Raw genomic sequence first — 24,332 nt, 5'->3', positions numbered from 1 at the left:
CCTCAGGGTTGGCTTGCAGGGCCGGACGAGGGCCCCGCCGTGTGGGTCGGACCGCCGGCATCGCCCAGCGTTCCCGGCAGCTGCCACCACACCGGCAGCCGAGCGCGCACCTCGGGCCGGGCGAAGCGGTCGTCCATCAGCACCACGGTACCGCGGTCCTCGGGGCCGCGGATCACCCGGCCGGCGGCCTGCACCACCTTGATCAGCCCCGGCACCCGGTAGGCGTAGTCGTCGCCGCGGCCGAAGCGGGCCTGAAGCCGCGCCTTCAGGGCCTCGTTGAAGTCGTCGAAGGGGGGCAAGCCGAGGGTGGCGACGAAGGCGCCGATCAGCCGTTCCCCCGGCAGATCGATCCCCTCGGAAAAGGCGCCGCCCAGCACCGCGAAGCCGATGCCCTGCCCCTCCGGCGTGAAGCGGGCCAGGAAGGCGTCGCGCTCGGGCTCCCCCATCCCGCGCACCTGGGTCCAGATGGGAATCGTCGGATGCGCCTCGGCGAAGGCCACACGCGCCTGCTCCAGGTAGGCGAAGCTGCTGAAGAAGGCCAGGTAGTTGCCGGGGCGGCGGTGGTACTGGCCGGCCAGCTCGGCGACGATGGGCGACAGCGAGGCCTCGCGATCCCGCAGCCGGGTGGAGATATCGGCGCGGATGCGCACCTCGAGCTGCCCGGCGGCGAAGGGCGAGGCCACCGACTGCCAGACCGTCTGTGCCGGTAGCCCCAACAGATCGCGATGGTAGCCGGGCGGGGCCAGGGTCGCCGAGAAGAGCACCGCGGCGTGAGCCGCCGCAAAGCGCGGGGCGAGGAAGTCCGCCGGCACCAGATTGCGCAGCCCCAGCAGGGCCCTGCCGCGGCCGTGGCGGGCCAGGTCGCAGAGCGAGTGGTCGCCGAAGGCCTCCGCCAGGCGGGTGAAGGCCAGCGCCTCGAAGAGCAGCTCCTGGAGCTCGACGCTGCCCCCCTCGGGGTGCTCGCCCAGGTAGTCGGTGATGGCGCTGGCCGCCCCCTGCAGGGCGCCCACCATGGCCTCGGGCACGCCCTCCAACACCCGATAGGCCGGCCGCCCCGGCTCGCCGGCCTCGGCCAGCCCCGCCTCCTTCACCACGCCCTGCCACTGGCGGGCCAGGTGCGCCAGCGGCCGGGAGAGCGCCGGCGGCGCGCTGCGGCGCAGGCGGGCGAGCCGGCGCTGGTCGAGCTCGGCGCTGTACATGCCCCGGGCCCGCTCCACCAGGTTATGGGCCTCGTCCACCAGCAGGCCCACCCGCCAGCGGTTGGCCGTCGCCAGGCCGTGGAGCAGTGCGTTGGCGTCGAACCAGTGGTTGACGTCCCCCACCACCACATCGCACCAGCGCGCCAGCTCCTGGCCCAGGTAGTAGGGGCAGACGCCTTGCTCGCGGGCCACCTCGCGCAGCGCCTCGCGATCCAGCCAGCCGCGCTCGACCGCTGCCTGGCGCGCCGCCGGCAGGCGATCGTAGAAGCCCGCCGCCAGCGGGCAGGCCTCGCCGTGGCAGGCTCGGCCGGGGTACTCGCAGGCCTTCTCCCGGGCGGTAAGCTCCAGCACCCGCAGCGGCAGTCGCTCAGGCCCCGCTTCCGAGGGTCCGCCGCCCGGCTCCGCTGTGGTTCCCGCCTCACCCTTCGCCTCCAGCTGGCGAAGCGCCGACAGCGCCAGGGCGCGCCCCGGGGTCTTCATGGTGAGAAACAGCACCCGGTCGAGGTCATGGCGGGGCATCGCCTTGAGCAGGGGGAAGAGGGTGCCGAGGGTCTTGCCGATGCCGGTGGGGGCCTGGGCCAGCAGGCAGCGGCCGGTGGCCGCGGCCTTGTAGGCGCCCTCGGCCAGTGCCCGCTGCCCGGGGCGGAAGTCGGCATGGGGAAAGGCGAGCCCCTGCAGGGCGGCATCCCGCCGCGCGCGATGCGCCGCCTCCTGCTTGGCCCAGGCGCGGTAGCGCCGGCAGAGCGCGGCGAGAAAGGCCCACAGCTCGGCGGCATCACAGCGCTGCTCGAGGCGGGTCTCCCGACCGCTGCCCACCTCCAGGTAGACCAGCGCCAGGGTGATTTCGGCCAGGCCCCGCTCGGCGCAGAGCAGGGCGCCGTAGGCCTTCGCCTGGGCCCAGTGCAGGGCGCGCTGGTTGGCCGCCATGCGCGAGAGGTCGCCGCGATGGGTCTTCACCTCCTCCAGGCAGCGGGCGGCCGGGTCATAGACGTCGGCGCGCCCGCGCACCTCGAGCCCCTCGACCACGCCGGCGAGTGCCACCTCGCGCTGGTAGCCTTCGCCGCGGCGGCGGGCGATCTCGGCGTGGCCGGCGATGCCCTCCTCGGCGCTGGGCGCCGGGGTGAAGCGGTGGTCGAGGTCCCCCTCCCGGGCGGTGAAGTCGCACAGGGTGCGCACCGCCACCCGCAGGCGTCGCGCCTCACTTATGCAAGGTCCGCTCATGCGGGGTCCGCCCAGCGCACGTGGCAGACCGCGACGGGGATGCCGTGCTCCCGGAAGAAGGCGAGCCAGCGGCGCTGGTTGTCCTGCAGGCGGTCGCCGGGGCCCTTCACCTCGATCAGCCGGTAGCGGGGCTCCCCGGCGGGCGCCTCGGGGAAGAACTGGATCAGGTCCGGCAGGCCGGCGCGATTGGCCTTGAGGTCCCCCAGCAGCCGTTCGAAGCAGGCGCGCAGGTGCTCGGCGGGCAGGCAGTCGAGCGAGAGCGACAGCAGCGCCTCGTCCAGCGCCCCCCAGTGCACGAAGGGGTTGGCGAGCCCCTGCTTCTCCCGCCAGGTGGCGAGGATCGCCGGGCGGTGGAGGCCGTCGTCGAGGCACGCCAGGCAGGCGTTGAAGCGGTCGCGGCGGCGGGCCACGAACCCCTCCCGGTAGAGGTCCGCCGGGCCGCTGTGGAAGGAGTGGAAGAAGGCGCCGGGCAGGGGCGCGAAGAGCGCCTCCCAGCAGAGCAGGCCGAAGAGCCCGGTGAGCAGGGTGTTCTCCACGTAGACCACCGGGGCGTCGTCCCGGGCCAGGTGCTCGCCCGCCGCGCGCTCGACGCTGGAAGCGCGCGGCAGACAGAGCGCGAGGCGCTCGGGATCAGGCGCTGCCTCCCGGGGCAGCGGTGTGAGTCCCAGTCGGCGCCGCAGCCGGGGGCGCAGCCGCGCCAGGGCCTGGGCCTCCGCCTCCCCCGGTGACCCGCCGGCGAGGGCCTCGGCCAGTTCATGGGCCTCGGCGTGCTCGCCCCGGCGCTCCAGCAGGCGCAGGTGGCGGATGCGCGCCTCGGCGCTGCCGGCCTCCGCCGGCCAGCCCGCCTGGCGGTAGAGCCCAAGGGCCCGCTCGCCCTCTCCGTCACGCTCCGCCTGGCGCCCCAGGGCGAGCGCCAGGCGCCGTCGCCGCGCCGACAGCCAGGGGTTGTCCGCCGGCACCGGAGGCAGTTCGGCAGCCAGCATCGAAGCGGGCTCGCCGGCGTCGAGCCGCTCGCGCAGCCGGTGCAGGGCCAGGTAGGCATCCACCTCCTCGCGCTGCCGGAAGGCGCGGGAGTCGGCGCTGAAGGGCACCCGCTCGAAGCGCTGCACCCCGAGCTCGGCGAGCACGAAGTCGGACCAGTCCTGGCGCAGGTTGCCGAAGAACATCAGCCGCAGCCGGTCGCAGGTGGCCATCACGGTGAGGTGCACCACCCGATCCGGCGCCGCCGGCCACCACTCTGCGAGCGGGCGCGCCTCGAGGCGCCGCGGGGCCAGTGCGTCGAAGAGCGCCCCCTTGCCCAGGGAGGCCGGCAGGCCCGCGGCGCGAACCTCCTCGGCCAGAGCCACGCGCAGCTCGGGAAGGCGCAACTGGGCAAAGAGGGTCTCCAGGGAGAGGGCGGGGGCCGCCTCGACCAGGCCGACGGCCACCAGGGGCGCCAGGGCCGCCTCGACAGGGTCGCCCAGGGCGCGCTCTTCGCTGTCGGCGCTAATCTCGGCGTCGATCTCCGGATAGACGAGCTTCGAGGTGCGAAAGTGCTCGCCCCGGCGCATCACCATGCGCACCAGCAGCGCCCGGGAGGCGCGGGGCAGCGCCGCGAAGTCGGTAAGGAACGCCCGCTCCTCGTCGCCGAGCAGGTCGCCATGGCGCTCGGCGACCCACGCCAGCACGAACTGGAAGTTCACCAGGTAGTAGAATGGATCCGCGAGGGAGGCGCCGGGCGAGTTACTGGTCATCCATCCATAATATCAGCCGCCACTGCCCGACTCACAGCCCCTCCGCCAGCGCGGCCACCACCTCGGCGGCGGGTACCTCACGGCAGCGGCTGGCGTTCTGGCCCGCCCAGAGCGGTGAAAAATCGCCGCTGCCGGAGGCCTCGGCGGCGGCACGCAGCGGGGCGATGGCGGCGGTGGCCAGGGGGAAGGCGGGGGCGGCGCTGCCCATCGGCCCCAGCTCGCGCATCAGCCGGGTGACGATGCCCCGGGCCGGACGGCCGCTGTAGAGGTTGGTCAGCGCCGTGTGGCGGGCCGCCTGGCTCATCAGCGCCCGGCGGTGGATCGCCGAGATGGTCGACTCGGGGCAGCACAGGAAGGCGGTGCCCACCTGCACCGCCTCGGCCCCCAGCGCCCGGGCCGCCGCCACGCCACGGGCATCGGCGATGCCGCCGGCGGCGATCAGCGGCAGGTCGACGGCCTCGCGCACCTGGGGCAGCAGCGCGAAGGTGCCCACCTGGGTGGTGGGCTCCTCGGTCAGGAACATGCCGCGGTGGCCGCCCGCCTCCAGCCCCTGGACGATGATGGCATCGGCGCCGTGGGCCGCGAGCCACTCGGCCTCCGCCACCGTGGTGGCCGAGGCGAGCACCGTGGCGCCCCACGCCTTGACCCGCTCGAGCAGCGCGGCCTCGGGCAGGCCGAAATGGAAGCTCACCACCTCGGGGCGGAAGGGCGCGATGGCCTCGCAGGCCTCATGGTCGAAGGGGCGCCGCCCCGGCCCAGCCGGCACCGCGCCGCTGTCGAGACCGAACTCGGCGTAGTAGGGGGCGAGCGCCTCGTGCCAGCGCGCCTGGGCGGCGGCATCCGGTGCGGGCGATGCATGGCAGAAGAAGTTGACGTTGGCGGGGGCCGAGGTGGCGGCGCGAAAGGCGGCAAGCTCCTCGGCCATGGCCGAGGGCGCGAGCATGGCGCAGGGCAGCGCGCCGAGGCCGCCGGCTCGGGCCACGGCGATGGCCAACTCGCTGCCCTGGGCGCCGGCCATGGGGGCCTGGAGGATCGGCAGCGTGATGCCGAGGGTCTGGGTCAGGCTCATCGGGGCTCTCCTGGCTGGTGTGGAACGTCGGGTGTCACGTCGGGTGAATCATCGCCCTTGCCATCGCGGCGCCAGGGCCGACGGGGCCCCAGGGTGTCGGCCACGAAGGCGCCGCGCTCGCCCAGAGGCCGGGGCTCGCCGACGGTGGTGTCGCGGCGGGTCTGGCGCTCCATTTCACCGTTGATCTCGGCGCCCAGCAAGACGACGAAGGCCGATAGCCAGAACCACAGCATCAGCACCACCACGGCACCGAGGGAGCCGTAGAGCTGGCTCAGGGTGGCCATGCGCCCCACGTAGAGCGAGAGGCCGGCAGAGCCCAGGATCCACAGCAGGGTGGCGGTGACGCTGCCCACGCTGACCCACTGCCAGCGCGGCGAGCGGCGGTAGGGGGCGAAGCGGTAGAGCACCGCGATCACCGCCATCATTACCAGCAGCAGCACCGACCAGCGCGCCAGGCCGGCCAGCAGGGCCGGGACACCCGTCAGGCCGAGCTGGCCGCTGGCCAGGGGAAAGAGCGCCACCACCACGAGGCTCACCAGGGTCAGGGCGATCAGCCCCAGGGTCAGGGCGGCCACCACCAGCTGGCGGCCCAGCGGACCGCGCCGTTCCTCCTCGCCGTAGACCAGGTTGAGGGCGATGATCAGCCCGCGCACTCCCTTGGAGGCCGCGAACAGGGCCACCGCCAGGCTGCCGAGGGCGGTGAGGCTGAGGCCGGTGGGGGTGTTGTCGCCGATCTCGCGGGCCTGCTCCTCGATCAGCCCCGCCGCTTCTGGCGGCACAAAGCGTGCCAGCTCGGCGATCTGGCGTGCCATGTCCTGGGGGTCGAGCACCAGGGCCCAGAGGGAGATCACCGCCGCGATGGCGGGAAACACCGAGAGCAGGGCATAGAAGGCGATGCCGGCGGCCAGCAGGCCGACGCGGTCGTCGGCCAGCTGCTCCTTGACGCGCCAGAGGATGTCGAGCCAGCCGGGACCGGGAATCTGTGCGGGCCTGGCGGCGCGCCGGCCGCGTCGCGATAGGGTCATGACGTCCTCAGTTGGAACCGGCGGGATGGAGCACCATGCGGGCGTCGCGGATCTCGATGTCGAAGCGGTTGAGGAAGCTCATGCCGAGCAGCGCCACCTCGCCCTCCATGCCGGGGCTGATGGAGCTGCGCACCTCTCGGGCCGCGAAGCCGCCGAGGCTCACCTCGTCGAGGGTGGTGAGCTCGCCGCGCACCCGGCCGTTGGCGGTATTGAACCAGGCGCTGCCGGTCGCCTCCAGGCCCAGCCGCTCGGCCAGCGCCGAGGAGACGGCCACGTAGGTGGCCCCGGTATCGAGCAGGAACTCCACCGGCTCGCCGTTGATGCGCCCGGTGGCCAGGAAGTGGCCGGCGCGGTTGCGCTCCAGCACCACCGAGCTCTCGCCATTCACGGCGTTGACCAGGTGGGCGTTGGGGTTGCGCTGGCTCTCCAGGAAGCCGTGGAACCACCAGGTCCCGGCCCCGATGAAGAGCATCCAGAACAGCAGCATCATGCCGAGCCCGGTGCGCCGAACCGCCCTGTTGTCATCGCTCATGGCACGCCTCCCGGGGCGTTGGTGGCCTGTGACACTCCTGCGTTGACACCTCACTCCTCCCTGACTGTACTGAATGCCGTCCGGCCGGACACCCGCTCAATCACAAGGATAACGCCCCATGCAGGACAGCACTCAGCTTTCGACTCCCCCGAGCGCCCATCATTCCCACTCTTCCTGTCACCACTCCTCTCACCACCCCTCTCCCGCTCCCCTTCAGGCCCTTGCCGCCGGCCTCTGCCTGGGGGCGGCGCTGCTGATGGCGGGCGCGGCCTACGCCTGGGATGGCGTTGTCGAGAAGCAGGTCTTCGAGATGGAGGAATACACCACCCGCGGCGGCGAGACCATCGCGGACCTGGCGGTGGGCTGGGAGGCCTACGGCACCCTCAACGAGGCCCGGGACAACGCCATCCTGATCACCCACTTCTTCTCGGGCACCAGCCACGCCGCCGGCCGCTACGAGGAGGAGGGCCCCGCCGGCTACTGGGACAGCATCATCGGTCCCGGCAAGCCGCTGGATACCGACGAGTACTACATCATCGCCTCGGACACCCTGGTCAACCTCAACGCCCATGACACGAACGTGACCACCACCGGCCCGGCCTCGCCCCACCCCGAGACCGGCGAGCCCTGGGGCCTGGACTTCCCGGTGGTGACCATCGGCGACTTCGTCGATGTCCAGAAGGCGCTGCTGGAGAGCCAGGGCATCGAGCGGCTGCACGCCGTGATGGGCGCTTCCATGGGGGCGCTGCAGGCCTACGAGTGGGCCAGCACCTACCCGGAGCGGGTCGAGCGGCTGATTCCGGTGATCGGCGCCGGCGAGGCCGACCCCTGGCTGCTGGCCACCCTCGCCGCCTGGGCCGCGCCGATCCGCGTGGATGCCAACTGGAACGGCGGGGACTACTACGACGGCGAGCCCCCGCTGGATGGGCTGCGCGAGGCGCTCAAGCTGGTGACCCTCAACGCCAACCACTGGCAGTGGGCCAACGAGACCTTCGACCGCAGCTGGGCCGACGAGGATGCGGACCCTGCCCGGGATCTCGACGCCCGCTACGCCATCGAGCAGACCCTTGACGACATCGCCACGGCCCGCGCCGAGGTGGCCGACGCCAACCACCTGCTCTACCTGGTGCGCGCCAACCAGACCTTCATGGCCGGCTACGGCAAGAGCCTGGAAGCGGGCCTGGCCGCCATCGAGGCGCCGACCCTGATGCTCTACAGCGAGGATGACCTGGTCTTCGCTCCCCAGAGCGTGCGGCGCACCGCCGAGCTGATCGCCGCCGATGGCACCCCGGTGGAGCTGATTCCCCTCACGGGCACCCGCGGCCACCTGGATGGCGTGGTGGCCATCGACCAGGCAGGCGATCGCCTGCGCGCCTTCCTGGCGGAGTGATGGCAGGGTCATGCAGCGCGACCCCGGCGCCCTGGCGGCTCAACCCGCCAGGGCCCGCACCAGCAGGTAGCTGCCCATGGCCAGCAGGCCGCTGAGGAAGGCGCGCCGGAAGGTCGCCTCCGAGAGGCGCCCGCGCAGCCACTGCCCCAGCCGCATGCCCACCAGCGCCGGCACCACCGCCGCCAGGGAGAGCAGGCCCAGCTCGATGCTGAGCAGGCGCTGGCCGCCCAGGGCGAGGCCCAGCGCCAGGGTGGTGGCCACGAAGAGCACGCCCATGGCCTGGATCAGCATCTCCCGCGGCAGGCCCAGGGACTGCAGGTAGGCCACGCCCGGAAAGACCGAGGAGCCGGTCATGCCGGTCAGGAGGCCGGTCAGGGCCCCGTTGACCGGCGCGGCATGACGCCCGCCGCCGACCAGCCTCGCCAGGCCCAGGTTGCAAAGCCCGGCGAGCGCATAGAAGACGATCAGCACGCCCAGGAGCCCCGAGAGCCAGCGCACCTCGACCCGCGCCAGGATGCTCACCCCCAGCCACACCGTCACCACCGAGGCCAGCAGGAAGGGCCAGAGCTGCCTGACGATGCGCCCCAGGTAGCCGCCCACCAGCGCCTGCCAGACATTGGTGATCAGGGTGGGCGCCAGCAGCAGCGCCATGGCGGGCTGCAACCCCAGGGTAGCGGCCAGCAGCGCCAGCGACACCGTGGGCATGCCCATGCCGATGATGCCCTTGACCCCACCGGCCACCAGGAAGGTGGCGGCGACAAGCAGCAGGATGAGCGGCTCTCCCATCACTCGCGCCCCTCAGCGGCCATTGCGCGCCTCCCACTCCGCCGCCGCCCGCTGGCCGCGGGCCTGGTCGACGCCCAGACAGATCAGGATGGCGACGATGAAGAGCGCGGCGCAGAGCAGGATCGAGGCCTGCAGCCCCACCACCGTCTGCAGCAGGCCGAGGGCCACGATGCCGAAGACCCCGGCCAGCTTGTTGGCCAGGCCCCAGAAGCCGAAGAACTCGGCGGCCTTGCGGGTGGGCGAGAAGAGCCCCACCAGGGCGCGGCTGGCCGACTGGCTGGAACCCAGCGAGAGCCCGGCCAGGCAGCCGACGAAGAGAAACAGGTGCTGGGCCTCCCAGTCGAGGGCGAAGCGCGCGTTGAGGAAGGCGGTGACCTCCGGGGTCGCCCAGATGGCCAGGATCGCCGCCACCCAGAGCCCCAGGGTGAAGAGGTAGGTGACCTTGGTGCCGATGCGGTCCTGGATGAAGCCGAAGCCCAGCGCCCCTGCCGCCGCGGTGATCTGCACGATGATGAACATCAGGTTGCGGATCGATTCGTCCCAGCCGATCACCTGGGCGCCGTAGATGAAGGCGAAGGCGATGATGATGTAGACCCCGGCCATGGAGAAGAGCAGTGAGACCAGGAAGATGCCGAGGTCCCGGAAGCGCCGGAGCTCGTGCAGGGTGGTGGAGACCCGCTCCCAGGCGATCTCCCGGTAGGGCTTGCCCGGCGGCTGGGGGGTGCCGCGCTCCTTCACCCACAGGAAGGTGGGAATGGCAGTGACCAGGAAGAAGGCCGCGGCGAAGGGCCCCACCCAGCGGATGCGCTCGAAGTTCTCCGCGGTGGCCTCGCCCAGCGCCACCAGGGTGAAGCCCGCGGCGAAGAGCCCGCCCACGTAGCCCAGCGCCCAGCCGAAGCCGGAGATCTTGCCGAGATCCTCCGGCGGCCCCAGGTCGGGCAGGAAGGCGGCGATGAAGGACTCCCCCATGGAGTAGGCGTAGTTGGAGACCACGATCAGCAGCAACCCCAGCACCACGTAGCCCGGCGCCACGAAGTAGAGCATGGCGGTGGTGGCCACGGTGGCCAGGTAGCTTGCGAACAGGAAGCGCTTCTTGGAGGCCTGGTAGTCCATCACCGCCCCGCACAGGGGGCCGGTGACCACCACCAGCAGGTAGCTCACCGCCAGCGCCAGGCTCCACAGGAAGTTGGCCAGCCGGTAGCCATCGCCGCGGTCGCCGACGATCACCGTGGTGAAGAGCTCGCCGAACACCACGGTGATGATCAGCAGGGTGTAGGCCTGGTTGGCGAAGTCGAACATCGCCCAGCCGAGGATCTCCTTGCGCGAGGCGCGGGTCCGCGGCGGTGTGACGCTGGTCAGGGGTGACATGGGGCTGTCCTTGCGGGTCGAGACGGCAAGCCTAGCAGCATGGGCCAGAAGCGCACCATCTCGAGCCGCCGAGGTGCATGGCGCCGCTCAGCGGCAGAGCCGGAAGCCGCGCATGCCGAAGTGGAAGTGGTCGGCGTGGGCCTGATTGTAATCCGGCCCCAGCACGTTGCCGAAGAGGTCGCAGGCGCCGTCCCGGGCCTCGCGCAGGAACTCACCTCGCTCTCCCTCGTCGTCCCAGTGGTCGATCAGGCGGATCTCGCGCCCGTCGGCCAGCCGGAAGGCGGCCACGTCCAGCGCCTCGGCGGTGGCGTGCTCGCTGGGCCGCCCCTCCTCCCGGCCGTAGACGTTGCGGCAGGCGAAGCTGCCCAGGTGCTCCACTCTCGCCACGCGGCTGCCCAGCACCGATTCGGCGGCGGGCTGCAGGCGCTGGCGCTCGAAGAGCGTCCAGGCCAGCGCCAGCGGGCAGCTCGCCACGAAGCTTGAATTGAAGTCGACGCCACTGGCCTCCAGGCGCACCACGTTGGCCAACGGGCAGCCCGCCACGGGCTCATGGTCCTCGAGAGGCGTGAACGAAAGCTCGCCCTCCGGCGCCGTGGCCAGGGCCGCCAGGCACCCCTCGCGGTCGTCGGCCAGGCGACGCAGCTTCCACTGCGTCACCGGGGTGAGGGGGTCATCGATGTGGAGCGGCTCGGCGGGGTGCCAGTGGCGCGGGATCAGCGCCTCGAACTGCCACCAGGCCAGCGCCAGGGCGCCGGCCAGCAGGATAAGAAGCAGCAGGCCCCGCATGTCCTACCGGGTCACAAGGGTGAGGAGCAGGGCCGTGGCGCCCACCACCAGCGCCACCACCACGGCGATATCCACCAGGCGGTCGAGCCAGCGATCGAGCCAACGACCGAGCCCAGTCCCGCCGGGCAGGCGCTGGCCACGCCGTGGCTGGCGGCGTCGGGTGGCCCCGCGGCGGGGCGCGCGGGCAGTGGGCAGAAGCGACATGGTCGAAGTCCGTTTTCACCATTTCCCTGAGCTTACGGCCTGCGCCGCCGCCAGGCCAGTGGCGGCGGCGCACAGGATGCCGCCACTGCCCGCTATCGCGCGTCGCTACATCCCCTCGCGGCGGTTGATGCGGCGGTTGACCACGTTGGGCGCGCGGCGCAGGCGCTCCTCCTCGCCCAGCAGCTCCGCCTCGAAGGCGTCGGCGCCCACCGGGGTCTCGCCGTGGCGGCGATAGAGCTGGGTAAGCATCGCGCGGCGGTCGGCGCGCAGCTCGCGCACCAGCACCACCACCATGCCGTAGAGGATGAAGGTGAAGGGCAGTGCCGCGAGCACCGAGGCCGACTGCAGCCCGGTGAGGCCGCCGGCGGCGATCAGCGTCAGGCAGATGGCAGCGATCAGCACGCCCCAGATCACCCGCTTGTAGAGGGGCGGGTTGATGGAGCCGTTGTCGGTCATCTGGGCCACGATGTAGGAGGCGGAATCCGCCGAGGTCACCAGGAAGATGAAGATCAGCATCATCGCCACCACCGAGAGCAGGCCGCTGAAGGGCATCAGGGCGAACATCTCGAACAGCGCCACGGTGATGTTGGCCTGGGTGGCCGCGGCCAGCCCCACGTCGCCATTGAGCTCCATGTTGAGCGCCGCGCCGCCGAACACGCCGATCCACAGGCAGGCCAGCAGCGGCGGCACGATCAGCACGCCGAACACGTACTGCTTGATGGTGCGGCCGCGGGAGACCCGCGCCACGAAGGTGCCCACGAAGGGCGACCAGGCGATGACCCAGGCCCAGTAGAAGATGGTCCAGCTGGCCGCCCAGGTGTTGTCCGAGTAAGGCGAGATGCGCAGGCTCATGCCGATGAAGTTCTGCAGGTAGTCGCCGATCCCCAGGGTGATGGTCTCGAGGATCGCCACCGTGGGGCCGGTCACCAGCACGTAGAGCATCAGGCCGATGCAGAGCACCATGTTGAGGTTGGAGAGGCGCTTGATCCCCTTGTCCAGGCCCGACCAGGTGGAGGCCATGTAGGCCAGGAACATCACGAAGAGGATCAGAAACTGCCACAGCACCGACTCCGGCAGGCCGAAGACGGCATTGAGCCCGCCGTTCATCTGCAGCACGCCGAGACCCAGGGAGGTCGCCACCCCCATCACCGTGGCCACCACGGCGAAGATATCCAGGGCCGGGGCGTATCGGCGCGCCCTGGGGTGCTTGGCGGTCACCGAGGAGAGCACCGAGGAGACGAGCCCGGCCTGCCCCTTGCGGAACTGGAAGTAGGCGATGATCAGCCCTACCACCGAGAAGGCCGCCCACTGGTGGATGCCCCAGTTGAAGTAGGCGTACTGGATGGCGTAGCGGGCCGAGTCGGTGGTCTCGGCCGGCACGTCACCGTAGGGCGGGTCGATGTAGTGGAACATCGGCTCGGCCATGCCGTAGAAGACCAGGCCCACGCCGAAGCCGGCGGCCAGCAGCATGCTGACCCAGGAGAAGAAGCTGTAGCTCGGGGTGCTGTCCTGGGGGCCGAGGCGGATCTTGCCGTACTTGCTGAAGGCCAGGCCCAGCAGGAAGATCACGAAGCCGAATACGGAAAAGAGATAGAACCAGCCGAACAGCTGGGTGACGCCGGCCAGGGCGGCACTGGCGGCGCTGCCGAAGCCCTCGGGGAAGGCCGCCCCGACCGCGACGAGCGCCAGGATGATGAGTGCAGAGACGGTAAAGACCGTCTTTCCTCCATGGTCTGCCATCAGAGAGTCCTTTTGTGAAGGATTTGTACAACAAATACTCTACCAGTCTGGCCCAGCATTACCATGGCGACGCTCGTGGCCACCACCGCCTCTCGGCCAGGCCAGCGGCGCGGCACACTCGACCTGGAGGATTGCACGGCGGTCCGGCGGCCCCCATGGTAGGCTTCATCAGCAGGCTAACATTCTGGAGGAACCATGCCCCGTCTCGCCGACACGCCTCTCTCCGTACTCGATCTTGCCCCGATCCGCGAGGGTGGCAGCGCGGCGGACAGCTTCCGGGAGAGCGTCGCCCTGGCGCAGCTGACCGAGCGGCTGGGCTACACCCGCTTCTGGCTCGCCGAGCACCACAGCATCGAGGGCATCGCCAGCGCCGCCACCGCCGTGCTGATCGGCCACGTGGCGGGCGCCACCCGGCGCATCCGGGTGGGCAGCGGCGGCATCATGCTGCCCAACCACCCGCCCCTGGTGATCGCCGAGCAGTTCGGGACCCTGGAGACCCTCTACCCCGGGCGCATCGACCTGGGCCTGGGTCGCGCACCGGGCTCCGACGGCGCCACCATGGCCGCCATGCGCCGGGATCCCTATGCCGGCGTCGAGGACTTCCCCCAGCGGCTCGAGGAGCTGCAGGGCTTCCTGGATGACGAGCGGCCCGGCCAGCGGGTGCGTGCGGTGCCCGGCCAGGGCACCAAGGTGCCGATCTGGCTGCTCGGCTCCAGCGGCTACAGCGCCCAGTTGGCCGCTCGCCTGGGGCTGCCCTTCGCCTTTGCCGCCCAGTTCGCCCCGGGCTACCTGTTCGAGGCGCTGCGCCTCTACCGCGACAATTTCCGACCCTCCGCGGTGCTCGAGCGGCCCCACGCCATGGTCGGCCTGCCGGTGATCGCCGCCGAGAATGACGCCATGGCCGAGTATCTCGCCACCACCGCTCGCCAGAAGTTCCTGGGCATGATCCGCGGCCAGCGCACCTGCGCGAAGCCGCCGGTGGAGCATCTGGCGATGACGCCCCTGGAGGAGAGCCAGCTGCAGCAGTTCCTGGGGGCGGCCATCGTCGGCGGCCCCGAGACCGTGCGCGAGGGGCTGGAGGCCTTCCTCGCGCAGACCGGCGCCGACGAGCTGATGCTCAATACCGATGTGTTCGCCCTGGAGGACCGCCTGAGAAGCTACGAGATCGTCGCCGAGGTGTGGCGTTCATGACCGAACCGGCCGCGTCTCGATCGGGGGTCGGCCATCTGGTCGAGGGCTTCCGCCGCATGGCCCCGCTGTCGCTGTTCGTCATCGTCTTCGGGCTCGCCTTCGGGGTCGCGGCCCTGCAGCAGGGGCTATCCGGCCTGGAGACCCTGCTGATGAGCGGCCTGGTGTTCGCCGGCGCCGCCCAGTTCGCCACCCTCGAGCTGTGGGACGACAGCATCCCGCTGGTGCCGCTGGTGGCCATCACCCTGGCGATCAACGCCCGCCACCTGCTGATGGGCGCCGCCTTCTACCCCCACCTGCGCGAGCTGCCTGCCGGACGGCGCTACGCCAGCCTGATCCTGCTCAGCGATGCCAACTGGGCCATGGCCATGAGCGGTGGCTCCCCGGCGGCACGCCTGGGCATCCTGGTGGGCGGCGGGCTGGCGCTGTGGATCACCTGGATGATCGGCACCGGTCTCGGCGTGGCCTTCGGCAGCGGCATCGGCGAGCCCGAGCGCTTCGGGCTCGACGCCATCATGGGCTGCTTCCTGCTGGCCATGCTGGTGGGTGACAAGCGCGACCCCGGGGTGCTGCTGCCCTGGGGTGCCGCGGCCATCGCCGCCCTGGCGGCGATGGCCTGGCTGCCGCCCCACGCCCATGTAATCGTCGGGGCCCTGGCCGGCGGCCTGGTGGGCCTGCTGCTGCCTCCCGCGGCCAAGGAGAGGAGATGATGACCCTGACGGCCGCCAACGGCGGCGTGCTGCTGGCCATTCTGATCATGGCGCTGACCACCTACCTGACCCGCGCCGGCGGGGTCTTCGTGATGGCCCGGGTGCCCATCGGACCGCGGGTGGAGCGCTTCATCAACGCCATGGCCGGTTCGGTGCTGGTGGCGGTGATCACCCCCATGGCCGTGAACGGCGACGGCGGCGCCCGAATGGCGCTGATCGCCACGGCTGTGGTGATGCTGGCGCTGCGCAAGCCACTGCCGGCGATCACCGCCGGCATCCTCACCGCCGCGCTGTGGCGCCTGGTCGCATCCTGATCCATCCTCGGAACGAAGCGCCCCGCGCGCTTTCCAAGGGGCAGCCCTTTGCGGGGCACCATGTCCTGCGGCGCCGTGCGCCGCCCAACGGAGAGAGTGATGTCCGATTCCCGAGGTCCCGATCAGGACCCGCGCCGAGACTTCCAGCACAACGTCGCCTGGCGCACCGCCCAGGCGTGGCAGCAGCGCGCCCGGCAGCGGCGCAGCGGCGGCCTGCTGGACAGCCTGAAGATGCTGCTGGCCTGGCTGCTGTTCGGCGCCATGATGATCGTCGCCATGGTGCTGGGGCTGTTCTTTCTGCTGCTCGGCTGGGCGCTGATGCCGCTGCTGCGCTACCGGCTCAAGAAGCGCATGGAGAAGATGCGCGCCGACCAGGCCGAGGACGTCGGCAGCGGCTTCCACTACCGGGAGACCCGCTACCGCGAGACCCGCGGCGCCGACGGCAGCTACCGCGAACAGCAGGTGCTGGAGGGGGACTATGTGGTGAAGGGCGACGAGGCCAGGGGCGATGACCCGGCCCAGCGCGAGCCTCGCCGCGACTGACGCCCGGCCTCAGCCGGGCTGGCGCATCACCGCCTCCAGAGCGGCGCGATAGCCCTGGCTGCCGAGCCCTGCGATCACCCCGTCGGCGCGTAGCGAGACGTAGGAGTGGTGGCGAAAGCTCTCGCGCTGGTGGACGTTGGAGAGATGCACCTCGATCACCCTCCCCTCGAAGGCGTTGAGGGCATCGAGGATCGCCACCGAGGTATGGGTGTAGGCCGCCGGGTTGATGATGATGGCGGCGGTGCCATCCAGGCGTGCCGCCTGGATCCAGTCGATCAGCTCCCCCTCGTGGTTGCTCTGCCTGCAGGTGATTTCCCAGCCCTCCAGCGCCGCCCGCTCATAGAGCCCGTTGTTGATGTCCTCGAGGGTCTCGTGGCCGTAGATCTCCGGCTGCCGGGTGCCCAGCAGGTTGAGGTTGGGGCCGTGCAGTACCAGTATCTTGCGCTGACTCATCCGTCAGTCTCCCACACCATGAAATCCGAGTGTCCAGGAAGGCCGCCAGGGCGCCGCTCCTCGATCGGCTGATTGTGTGTCGCGGCCCCTCGGGTTGCAAGGCAGCGAATCGGCATCCTTCCCTCCCCCATCCGGCGGCAAAAGCGGCGCCCTTAGCCGAAACGGCCTCTCCACTCCGAAACATCCAATCTGGTCAGATTGGCCCCTGCCCCCGCTGTGAATTCCTCCCTGCCCTGCCGACAATGCGGATCAGCAAGGCGACGGCGGGACCTCGTGATGCAGGGCATTCATGCCCGGCAGCGCAAGCGTCAACCGCAACGCCCAGCCCGGCCTCCCGATGCAGGGGTCAACAATCGACATGGCATGTCGCCATGCCTTCGCCTTCAACAACTCCAAAGAGGTGACCCGATGGACAAGACTCGCTTGGCAGGAAAGAACTGCCTGATTACCGGCGCCGCACGCGGCATGGGCGCGGCCGTTGCCGAACATTATGCCGCCCAGGGTGCCAACGTCTGCGTGGCCGACCTGAACATCGAGGGCTGCGAGGAAGTGGCCCAGCGCATCAACGCAAGGGACGGCGGCAAGGCCATCGCGGTCAAGCTCAACGTCACCGATCGTGGCCAGGTGAAGGCGGCCGTTCAGGCCACCGTCGATGCCTTCGGCAGCCTCAACGTCATGGTCAACAATGCCGGCATCAACAAGCCGCTGATGTTCCTCGACATCACCGAGGAGAACTGGCATCAAATCATGGACGTCAATGCGCTGGGCTGCCTGCTCGGTATGCAGGAAGCCGCCAAGCAGATGATCGCGCAGGGCAAGGAGAACGGCCCCTACAAGATCCTCAATGTGGGCTCCATCCTCTCCCGCCAGGCCTTCGATGACGTGGTGCCCTACTCCTGCAGCAAGCACGCGGTGCTGGCCATGATCAACGGCGGCGCCAAGGCGCTGGTCGACCACAACATCACCGTCAACGGCTATGGCCCCGGCGTGGTGCGCACCGAGCTGTGGGAACAGCTCGACAAGGACCTGGTCAGCATCGGCAAGTTCGACAAGCAGGGCCAGTCCATGGACGAGCTCGCCGAGAAGATGATCCTGATGAAGCGCTACTCCTACCCGGAAGACGTGGTCGGCACGGCCTCCTTCCTGGCCAGCCCCGAATCGGACTACATGACCGGCCAGCTGCTGATGATCGACGGCGGCATGATCCTGCAGTGATGCCACCGGGAAGCACGCCGATGGCTCAGTAGAATCCCCTGTCCCGCATCACTCGATCGGCCCTGTCCTGCGCCAAGGACAGGGCCTTCTTGATGGAGCGCCGCCCGTCCAGCACCTCGAAGATCTCGTGTCCGGCGATGCTGATCAGGTCGGTGATGCCCGGCACGGGAGGCCTCGGCCAGGCCTGCAGGATGTCCTGCCTCGCCATATCATCCACGATCCCGATCAGCGGCGACAGCGCCGAGACCTCCGGGTCGCGGCTGACGCTGAAGCGCGGCGTCACCAGGCTGCCGTTCAGGATATAGAGCTTGGACATGTTGGCCGAGGTCAGGTGGCGCAGGGCCGTCCAGACGCCCTCGATACGCTCCTCGGAGAGGTTGGCGGGAATGGCCAGGGCATAGCCCCCGATCGGGGTGATGGCGCGGCCATGGTTGCCGATCGGGTGCGGCAGGTAGCCCGTCTTGCCCCAGGCCGGTGACTGGCGATCGAACTCGATGAGCGGCGCCAGCAGCGTGTAGCAGTAGGCCATGCAGGATTCGCCGCTGGCATAGGACTGGGCGCGCTCGTACCACGCCATGTTGAGGATATTGGGTGGCGAGTACTTGAGGATGTCCAGCATGTACTCGCAGGCCCGGTAGGCGGCATCCGACAGGAACATCGGCCGCAGCTCCTCTCCGGAGGCCTGCTGGAAATCGTAGCCCTTCTCGTCGCGGCGAAGGTTGACGATCGGCTGGCCGAACTTGGCCATCAGGAAGCTGAAGGTATGGCCCAGCGGCGTGCCGCGCGCGGCATTCCAGGCAATGCCATAGCGCCCCCTGGCGGGATCGTGCAGCCGCCTGGCCGCCTTGATCAGCGCCTCGGTCGTCGTCGGCGGCTCGAGCTGAGCCTCCTCGAGGATGTCCTTCCGGTAGCAGAGCAGTTCCGGGGTGGTCTGCAGGGGAATGCCGTATTGTTGGCCGGCGTATCGCGTGCTCTGCACGGCGACAGGATGGAAGTCGGAGAGGTCGAAGGCATCGCGCCGGATGAAGCGGTCGAGCGGCATCAGGATGCCCTTCGAGGCCAGCTCGCCGAACCAGGGCAGGTCGCAGGCCACCAGGTCGTAGCGGGACTTCGCCCGGCCGGCATTGGTGAGGATCGCCTCCAGCAGGTCATCGATGGACCGGGCGGAGTTGTGAATCTCCAGGCCGAAGATGGATTCCAGCTGCTGCTTGAGATTGTGCATCGCCATGAAGGTGGGATCGGCGTGGATGAGCCCACGCAGCCCGCCCTTCAGTTCAAGCCGCGCCGAGAGCACCGCCGGCGGTGAGATCACGCGATCCGTCGCGGCCGCATCGAGGAAGATCCGGCGCCCGGTCTCCGACTCGGGGTCCACGCCGAACAGGGGGCCCAGCAGGCCCTTGATCCGGTGTGCATAGGCCTCCCACTCCTCGATCATAATCGGCGAGGGGTGCAGGGAGACCGACTTGCCCGATTTCGTCCTGGGCCGTGACAGGATCAGCCCGCGCTTGATGATGCTCTCTATCCCGCGCTTGGCCCGGATATTGCACCGGGCCGGCCAGACGCTCTCAGGTTTCAGGCCCGGAGAGTGTGATCCCTCTCCGGGCCTGAAATTGGCTACATATTGATCAAATTACTGAGTTCAAGACGCACTGCCCCCAACCCCCATGTGTTTTCTGTGCCGGGGACAGCACGCCGCGGCGCTACCCAGGCACCAGTTTGCCAGCCAGCTTCAGGAAGAGGTCCTGCTCCGGGTACTGGCTGCTCAACATCAGCCGAATCGTGCGCGTGTTGCGAGTGATGACGGCGCCGATCTTCAGCAGCTTCAGGCGGATGGTATTGACCTGGGCCTGGGCGAAGGCGGTGCGCTTGAGGTAAATCCGACGCAGTCGTTCCAGAAGCAGATAGGCCAGCCCCGAGAGCAGTAGCCGGTACTGGTTGGGCCACCACTCGTGGCAGCTGGTGCGGTCGGAGAACAGGAACTGCTGCTCCTTGATGCGGTTCTCCATCTCGCCCCGGGCACAGTAGCGGTGGTCATAGAGCCACTCGGCGCTGCAGCCGCGCAGGCTGGTGACCACGTAGCGGGTGTTGAAGCCACGCCGGCTGGTCTCGGACTTGACGATCACCCTTCGTCGACGCTCCTTCCAGCTCTTGGCAGCGTACTCGATGAAGCCGAAGACACGTTCCTTCTCCCAGCTCTTCTCGAAGCGGATGGCCGATTCGTAGTCGATGTCCAGAGCCAGCTTGGCCAAGCGCTTGTTGCCGGCGAGGCCGATGATGTAATCGACGCCATGGCGGTCACACCAGTTGAGGATCAGCGGACGGCAGAAGCCGCTGTCGCCTCGGAAGACGATCTTCACCTCAGGCCACGCCTGGCGCAGCCGCCGGACCAACAGAGCGAGGATGGCACCGGCGTGGTGAGCGGCATCCAGCGAGGCCGGACGCAGGTAGCTGACCAGCAGCTGGTCGCCACAGAACACGAACAGCGGCAGGAAGATGTAGTGGTTGTAGTAGCCGTTGAAGTGCCGCCCGAGCTGCTGGCCATGCACCCGATCGTCGGTAGCATCGAAGTCGAGGTAGAGCGGCTTCTTGGGTGGCCGCCGGAACGAGCGGATGAACTGCTCGATCATCTCCTCGTGGATGGTGATCGCCCAGTCCCGGTCAGCTTGCTGCTCGAAGCGGCACAAGGTGGACTGACTGGCCAGCACGCCATCGGTATCGACGGCGGTCTGCAGGGCGATATCGTGACGCAACGCATGGTGGTCATTGAGATCCTCATAGCCCAGTGCCAGGCCGAACACGCGCTGCCGGACCAGGGTTTCGGTGCGGTGCAGGCAGCGCTGAGCGTCGCGCTCGTCGCTGAGTCGGCGAGCGACGGCGCAGGTCAGGCCCATCTCGCGATCGAGCTGCCGCAACAGCAGGATACCGCCGTCAGAAGTGACATCACCGCCATCAAAACGGGCGATGATCTGACGACCTTTGCAGCGTGGAAAGGAGGCGGACGGCGTGGTACATTTTGTCATGGCGGCTGAGGCGGTTGATTCTTGTGTAGGAGCTTGAATTATAACCGATTTTCAGCCGCCTTTTTCATTTCCGGTGCAATATCCAGGCTAGCGCTGTCTTGTAGAACATGTTGTCACCCGTTGTTGTAATAGGCTGTTGTAATGGCAATCTGGCGTTGCGTGGCTGAGCGGGCCTGCTGCCCGTCAGGGTGAATGCAGCTTATGGGCTGGCAAGAGCTCGCGGCAACGGCGCTTGGGGGGTGAAATATCCAATCTGGTTATTTTCCCCATGGCGGCCCGAGGGTGACGCAACACGAGAAAAGCCCCGGCCGTCGAGACGGCCGGGGCAGGCATTGGCGAGGGGCCAGCGGGCAGGTGGGCAGGCACCTCACCTGCCGAGGGTCAGGGCGTCGGCGGCTCCAGCAGCCGCTGCCAGGCCTCGATCACCACCCGGCGGTGGTCCTGGAAGGCGTCGCTGCGTCCCCGGGCGGGCTCGCGGGTCAGCGAGGCGCGGTGGGCACTGCTGCGCAGGGCCAGGTAGGCCTCGCGCAGGCGCTGGCACTCCTTGGCCGGGAGGCGCTCGGCGGCCTCCAGGGTCTCGAGGATGCGCATGTTATCGCTCCACTGCAGCAGCTCCGGGGCCTCGTGACCCATGGCGAGCACGGCGTACTGGCAGAGGAACTCGATATCGACCATGCCGCCGGGGTCGTGCTTGAGGTCGAACTCCCCCTCCCCGCTCTTGCCGCCCAGGTGGTCGCGCATCTTGTGGCGCATCTTGACCACCTCCTCACGCAGCGCCTCGGCGTCGCGTTCGCGGCCGAGGACCTCGCGCCGGATGGCGTCGAAGCCCTCGACCAGGCGCGGATGCCCCGCCACCACCCGGGCACGCACCAGCGCCTGGTGCTCCCAGGTCCAGGCATCGCGACGCTGGTAGTCGGCGAAGGCGGCCAGCGAGCTGACCAGCAGCCCCGAGTTGCCGGAGGGGCGCAGGCGCATGTCCACCTCGTAGAGGGTGCCGGCGGGAGTCACCGCGGTGAGCAGGTGGATGATGCGCTGCCCCAGCCGGGTGAAGAAGACGGCGTTGTCCAGGGGGCGCTGGCCATCGGTGCTGCCCTGAGTGGCGCCGTCGTGGATGAACACCAGGTCCAGGTCCGAGCCGTAGCCCAGCTCGATGCCGCCGAGCTTGCCGTAGCCGACGATCAGGAAGTCTGGCTCGGCGCCGGCGCGGCTGCCGTCGGCCCGCTCCGGGACGCCGTGCTTGCGGGTCAGGTGCTTCCAGGCCATGGCCAGCACCGCCTCGAGGATCACCTCGGCGATATAGGTGAGGTAGTCGCTCACCTTCATCAGGTGGCGGGTACCGGCGATGTCGGAGGCGGCCACGTGCAGGGTCTGGGCGTGCTTGAAGACCCGCAGCGCCTCGAGCTGGGCCTCCTCGTCCTCCTCGGGAATCCGCGCCAGGGTCTGGCGCAGCTCGTCGGCGAGGCGCGCCTTGTCGGCGGGGGTGTAGAGGGTCTCGGGGGTGAGCAGCTCGTCGAGCAGGATCGGGTAGCGGGCCAGCTGCTCGGCGATCCAGGGGCTCGCCGCGCAGAGCGTCATCAGGTGGCCCAGCGCCTCGGGGTTCTCGCGCAGCAGCGCCAGGTAGGCGGTGCGCCGCAGCACCGCCTCGATCAGCGGCAGCACCCGCTCCAGCGCCGTGTCGGGCGCCTCGCTCTCGGCCACGGCGTCGAGCAGCAGCGGCATCAGGGCCTCCAGGCGCTCGAAGCCGATGCGCTGCATGGTCTGGACCTGGCGGGAGTGGTAGAGCGAGGCGATCCGCCGTGCCGCGGTGGCACTCTCCGCGAAGCCGGTCTCCTCCAGCAGCACGCTGACCTCCTCCTCGTCGAGCTCGCCGCGCCACAGCGCCCGCCACTGCTCCAGGGCGATGCCGCCGGCCGCCTCCTCCGACGCCTCCTCGACCTCCTCTTCGGGGTCGGCGATCACCGCATCGAAGTGCTGGCGGATCCGGGCGCGGACCTCGTCGAGCCTGGCCATCAGCGCCGGCCAGTCCTCCATGTCCAGGGCCAGGGCCACCCGCTCGCGGTCGAGGTCATCGTCGGGCAGGCTCTGGGTCTGGCGATCCTCCAGCGCCTGCAGCGCGTGTTCCAGGTCGCGCAGGAAGACGTAGTCCGGGATGAGCTCCTCGACCACCGCGACGGGCAGCAGGCCCAGCGCCGGCAGCCGTTCCAGGGCGCTCTTCAGCGAGGTGACCTGGAGCTCGGTGTCGCGCCCGCCGCGAATCAGCTGGAAGGCCTGCACCACGAACTCCACCTCGCGGATGCCGCCAGGGCCGAGCTTGATGTTGCCCTCCATGCCCTTGCGGCGCACCTCGCGGTTGATCATGCCCTTGAGCTCGCGCAGCGACTCGATGGCCCCGAAGTCGAGGTAGCGGCGATAGACGAAGGGGCGCAGGCTGGCCAGCAGCTCGGCCCCGGCGTCCAGGTCGCCGGCCACCGGGCGCGCCTTGAGCATGGCGTAGCGCTCCCACTCGCGCCCCTGGTCCTGGTAGTAGCTGGCCAGGGAGCTGAAGTTGCCCACCAGGGGGCCTCCGTCGCCCAGCGGACGCAGGCGCATGTCGACCCGGAAGGCGAAGCCGTCGGCGGTCACCGCATCCAGGGCGCCGATCAGCCGCTGTCCCAGCTTGGTGAAGTACTCCTGGTGCGCCAGGGACTTGCGCCCGCCCTCGGTCTCGCCGTTCTCGGGGAAGGCGAAGATCAGGTCGATATCGGAGGAGAGGTTGAGTTCGCCGGCACCGAGCTTGCCCATGCCCAGCACCACCAGGCGCTGTTCGCTGCCGTCGCGGCGCAGGGCGGGCCGGCCCCAGCGCGGCGCGAGGAAGCGCTCCAGCCAGGTGAGCGCCCCCTCCAGGCACACCTCGGCCAGGCGCGACACCGCGGCGGCGGTGGCCCACATGTCGGTGCCTTCGGGCCGGGTGAGGTCGCGCCACACGATGCCGGTCATCCGCGCGCGGCGAAAGCGGCGAATGGCGGCCTGCATGGCGGCCTCGTCCTCGGCCGCCTCCAGGCGCTCCTCGAGCCAGTCGCGCAGGCTCTCCGCGTCGGGGGCGACGTCCAGTTCCCCGCTGGCATCCAGGTGCAGCAGCCACTCCGGGTAGCGCACCAGGGTCTCGGCCACGAACTCCGAGATCGCCAGCACCCGAGCCAGCTGCTCGCGGCGCGGCTCGGAGAGGCCCTGCCAGTCTTCCAGGGGCGACTCGCGACCGGTCATGCCGGCCAGGTGGTCGGCCTGGGCCAGCGCCTCGGCCAGCCGCTCCCGGGTACGCGTCAGGGGCGCCTTGAGGGGCTCGGGAATATCGATCAGCGGCAGGAAGTCATCGGGCAGGGGCATGGGCGTCTCGCATCCGGGTGGCGAATGCCCCCAGCATAGCGAAGCGCGAACGCCATGGGCACCCGGAGCGACGAGCGACTCAGCCGAACAGCTTCTGCCCGGCCAGCAGCAGCCAGGTGAGTCCGGCCAGGGCCAGCGACACCATCACCGCCGCGGAGCCCAGGTCCTTGGCGCGTCCGGAGAGCTCGTGGTGCTCGGGACCGATGCGGTCCACCACGCTCTCGATGGCGCTGTTGATCAGCTCCACCACCAGCACCAGCAGGCAGCTGCCCACCAGCAGGATCCACTCCACCGGCCCCTGGCCGACCCACCAGGCCAGCGGCAGCAGCAGTACGCAGAGGGCCAGCTCCTGACGGAAGGCCGACTCATGGCGCCAGGCGGCCTTGAGCCCCTTGAGGGAGTAGCGGGTGGAGTGCACCAGGTGGCGCCAACCGGTATGTCCGGGCTTCATCGGGGGATCCTTTGGGTGGAGG

At 69.8% G+C, this 24,332-nt stretch carries 21 protein-coding genes; 6 read left to right on the top strand and 15 right to left on the bottom strand.

Annotated elements, in window-relative coordinates; genetic code table 11:
* Window positions 1-2: 2 nt before the first annotated feature.
* Genes HIR79_RS04365 through HIR79_RS04345 form a run of 5 tightly spaced genes read right to left on the bottom strand, consistent with a single transcriptional unit; the run spans window position 3 to window position 6,779 of the window.
* Window positions 3-2,420 carry an ATP-dependent DNA helicase gene (locus HIR79_RS04365; RefSeq protein WP_169957383.1) on the bottom strand — a complete coding sequence of 806 codons (2,418 nt, stop codon included), beginning with the start codon at window positions 2,418-2,420 and terminating at the stop codon, window positions 3-5.
* Window positions 2,417-4,153, bottom strand: coding sequence for a VRR-NUC domain-containing protein (locus HIR79_RS04360; protein ID WP_169957380.1), 1,737 nt, complete (start codon window positions 4,151-4,153; stop codon window positions 2,417-2,419). The genes HIR79_RS04365 and HIR79_RS04360 overlap by 4 nt, the downstream gene beginning before the upstream one ends.
* A 31-nt stretch (window positions 4,154-4,184) precedes the next feature.
* Window positions 4,185-5,222, bottom strand: a complete 1,038-nt coding sequence (locus HIR79_RS04355; RefSeq protein WP_169957378.1) for an NAD(P)H-dependent flavin oxidoreductase — start codon at window positions 5,220-5,222, stop codon at window positions 4,185-4,187.
* Window positions 5,219-6,247 carry a YihY/virulence factor BrkB family protein gene (locus tag HIR79_RS04350; protein WP_169957376.1) on the bottom strand — a complete coding sequence of 343 codons (1,029 nt, stop codon included), beginning with the start codon at window positions 6,245-6,247 and terminating at the stop codon, window positions 5,219-5,221. The genes HIR79_RS04355 and HIR79_RS04350 overlap by 4 nt, the downstream gene beginning before the upstream one ends.
* Window positions 6,248-6,254: 7 nt before the next feature.
* On the bottom strand, window positions 6,255-6,779 hold the full coding sequence (locus tag HIR79_RS04345; RefSeq protein WP_169957374.1) for a retropepsin-like aspartic protease family protein: 525 nt from the start codon (window positions 6,777-6,779) through the stop codon (window positions 6,255-6,257).
* A gap of 118 nt (window positions 6,780-6,897) precedes the next feature.
* Here HIR79_RS04345 and HIR79_RS04340 point away from each other — a divergent pair, with 118 nt between their 5' ends.
* Complete coding sequence (locus HIR79_RS04340) at window positions 6,898-8,169, top strand: E22 family MetX-like putative esterase (protein ID WP_249322249.1); 1,272 nt, start codon at window positions 6,898-6,900, stop codon at window positions 8,167-8,169.
* Window positions 8,170-8,208: 39 nt separating this feature from the next.
* Here the strand turns inward: HIR79_RS04340 and HIR79_RS04335 are convergent, their stop codons facing one another.
* The 5 genes from HIR79_RS04335 to HIR79_RS04315 form a co-directional block, all read right to left on the bottom strand.
* Window positions 8,209-8,955, bottom strand: coding sequence for a sulfite exporter TauE/SafE family protein (locus tag HIR79_RS04335; protein WP_249322248.1), 747 nt, complete (start codon window positions 8,953-8,955; stop codon window positions 8,209-8,211).
* 12 nt (window positions 8,956-8,967) lie between these two features.
* The gene (locus HIR79_RS04330) at window positions 8,968-10,323 is read right to left on the bottom strand and encodes an MFS transporter (protein ID WP_169957367.1); all 1,356 of its coding nucleotides are present in this window, start codon (window positions 10,321-10,323) and stop codon (window positions 8,968-8,970) included.
* 87 nt (window positions 10,324-10,410) lie between these two features.
* Window positions 10,411-11,109: an extensin-like domain-containing protein gene (locus HIR79_RS04325; protein ID WP_169957365.1), complete on the bottom strand. Its 699-nt coding sequence runs from the start codon at window positions 11,107-11,109 to the stop codon at window positions 10,411-10,413.
* A 3-nt stretch (window positions 11,110-11,112) separates the two neighbouring features.
* A complete protein-coding gene (locus HIR79_RS04320; RefSeq protein ID WP_240407690.1) occupies window positions 11,113-11,313 on the bottom strand; it encodes a hypothetical protein in 201 nt (66 codons plus the stop codon).
* Window positions 11,314-11,418: 105 nt separating this feature from the next.
* The gene (locus HIR79_RS04315; protein WP_119022924.1) at window positions 11,419-13,053 is read right to left on the bottom strand and encodes a BCCT family transporter; all 1,635 of its coding nucleotides are present in this window, start codon (window positions 13,051-13,053) and stop codon (window positions 11,419-11,421) included.
* A 195-nt stretch (window positions 13,054-13,248) separates the two neighbouring features.
* On the opposite strand from HIR79_RS04315, the gene HIR79_RS04310 reads away from it, so the two are divergent.
* From HIR79_RS04310 to HIR79_RS04295, 4 genes are all read left to right on the top strand, one after another.
* A complete protein-coding gene (locus tag HIR79_RS04310) occupies window positions 13,249-14,244 on the top strand; it encodes an LLM class flavin-dependent oxidoreductase (RefSeq protein ID WP_169957361.1) in 996 nt (331 codons plus the stop codon).
* On the top strand, window positions 14,241-14,951 hold the full coding sequence (locus tag HIR79_RS04305; protein WP_169957358.1) for an AzlC family ABC transporter permease: 711 nt from the start codon (window positions 14,241-14,243) through the stop codon (window positions 14,949-14,951). The genes HIR79_RS04310 and HIR79_RS04305 overlap by 4 nt, the downstream gene beginning before the upstream one ends.
* Window positions 14,951-15,265 carry an AzlD family protein gene (locus HIR79_RS04300; protein WP_119023717.1) on the top strand — a complete coding sequence of 105 codons (315 nt, stop codon included), beginning with the start codon at window positions 14,951-14,953 and terminating at the stop codon, window positions 15,263-15,265. Before HIR79_RS04305 ends, HIR79_RS04300 begins: the two co-directional genes overlap by 1 nt.
* 99 nt (window positions 15,266-15,364) lie before the next feature.
* Window positions 15,365-15,808: a hypothetical protein gene (locus HIR79_RS04295; protein ID WP_169957355.1), complete on the top strand. Its 444-nt coding sequence runs from the start codon at window positions 15,365-15,367 to the stop codon at window positions 15,806-15,808.
* A gap of 9 nt (window positions 15,809-15,817) precedes the next feature.
* Here the strand turns inward: HIR79_RS04295 and aroQ are convergent, their stop codons facing one another.
* The gene (aroQ, locus tag HIR79_RS04290; protein WP_169957352.1) at window positions 15,818-16,261 is read right to left on the bottom strand and encodes a type II 3-dehydroquinate dehydratase; all 444 of its coding nucleotides are present in this window, start codon (window positions 16,259-16,261) and stop codon (window positions 15,818-15,820) included.
* 408 nt (window positions 16,262-16,669) lie between these two features.
* On the opposite strand from aroQ, the gene HIR79_RS04285 reads away from it, so the two are divergent.
* Window positions 16,670-17,476: an SDR family NAD(P)-dependent oxidoreductase gene (locus HIR79_RS04285; protein WP_169957349.1), complete on the top strand. Its 807-nt coding sequence runs from the start codon at window positions 16,670-16,672 to the stop codon at window positions 17,474-17,476.
* Between the two features lie 25 nt (window positions 17,477-17,501).
* Here HIR79_RS04285 and HIR79_RS04280 read toward each other — a convergent pair whose 3' ends face one another.
* The 4 genes from HIR79_RS04280 to HIR79_RS04265 form a co-directional block, all read right to left on the bottom strand.
* Window positions 17,502-18,911, bottom strand: a complete 1,410-nt coding sequence (locus HIR79_RS04280) for an ABC transporter substrate-binding protein (protein WP_249322247.1) — start codon at window positions 18,909-18,911, stop codon at window positions 17,502-17,504.
* Between the two features lie 265 nt (window positions 18,912-19,176).
* Window positions 19,177-20,496, bottom strand: a complete 1,320-nt coding sequence (locus HIR79_RS04275; protein ID WP_119023480.1) for an IS1380 family transposase — start codon at window positions 20,494-20,496, stop codon at window positions 19,177-19,179.
* A gap of 381 nt (window positions 20,497-20,877) precedes the next feature.
* Window positions 20,878-23,859, bottom strand: coding sequence for a bifunctional [glutamate--ammonia ligase]-adenylyl-L-tyrosine phosphorylase/[glutamate--ammonia-ligase] adenylyltransferase (gene glnE, locus HIR79_RS04270; RefSeq protein ID WP_169957347.1), 2,982 nt, complete (start codon window positions 23,857-23,859; stop codon window positions 20,878-20,880).
* Between the two features lie 79 nt (window positions 23,860-23,938).
* A complete protein-coding gene (locus HIR79_RS04265; RefSeq protein WP_169957344.1) occupies window positions 23,939-24,310 on the bottom strand; it encodes a diacylglycerol kinase in 372 nt (123 codons plus the stop codon).
* Between the last annotated feature and the right edge of the window lie 22 nt (window positions 24,311-24,332).

It is taken from the genome of Halomonas sp. PGE1, assembly GCF_013000985.1.
In the GTDB taxonomy this organism is placed as follows: domain Bacteria; phylum Pseudomonadota; class Gammaproteobacteria; order Pseudomonadales; family Halomonadaceae; genus Halomonas; species Halomonas alkalicola.
This window is presented reverse-complemented; position numbering and strand designations above follow the sequence as displayed.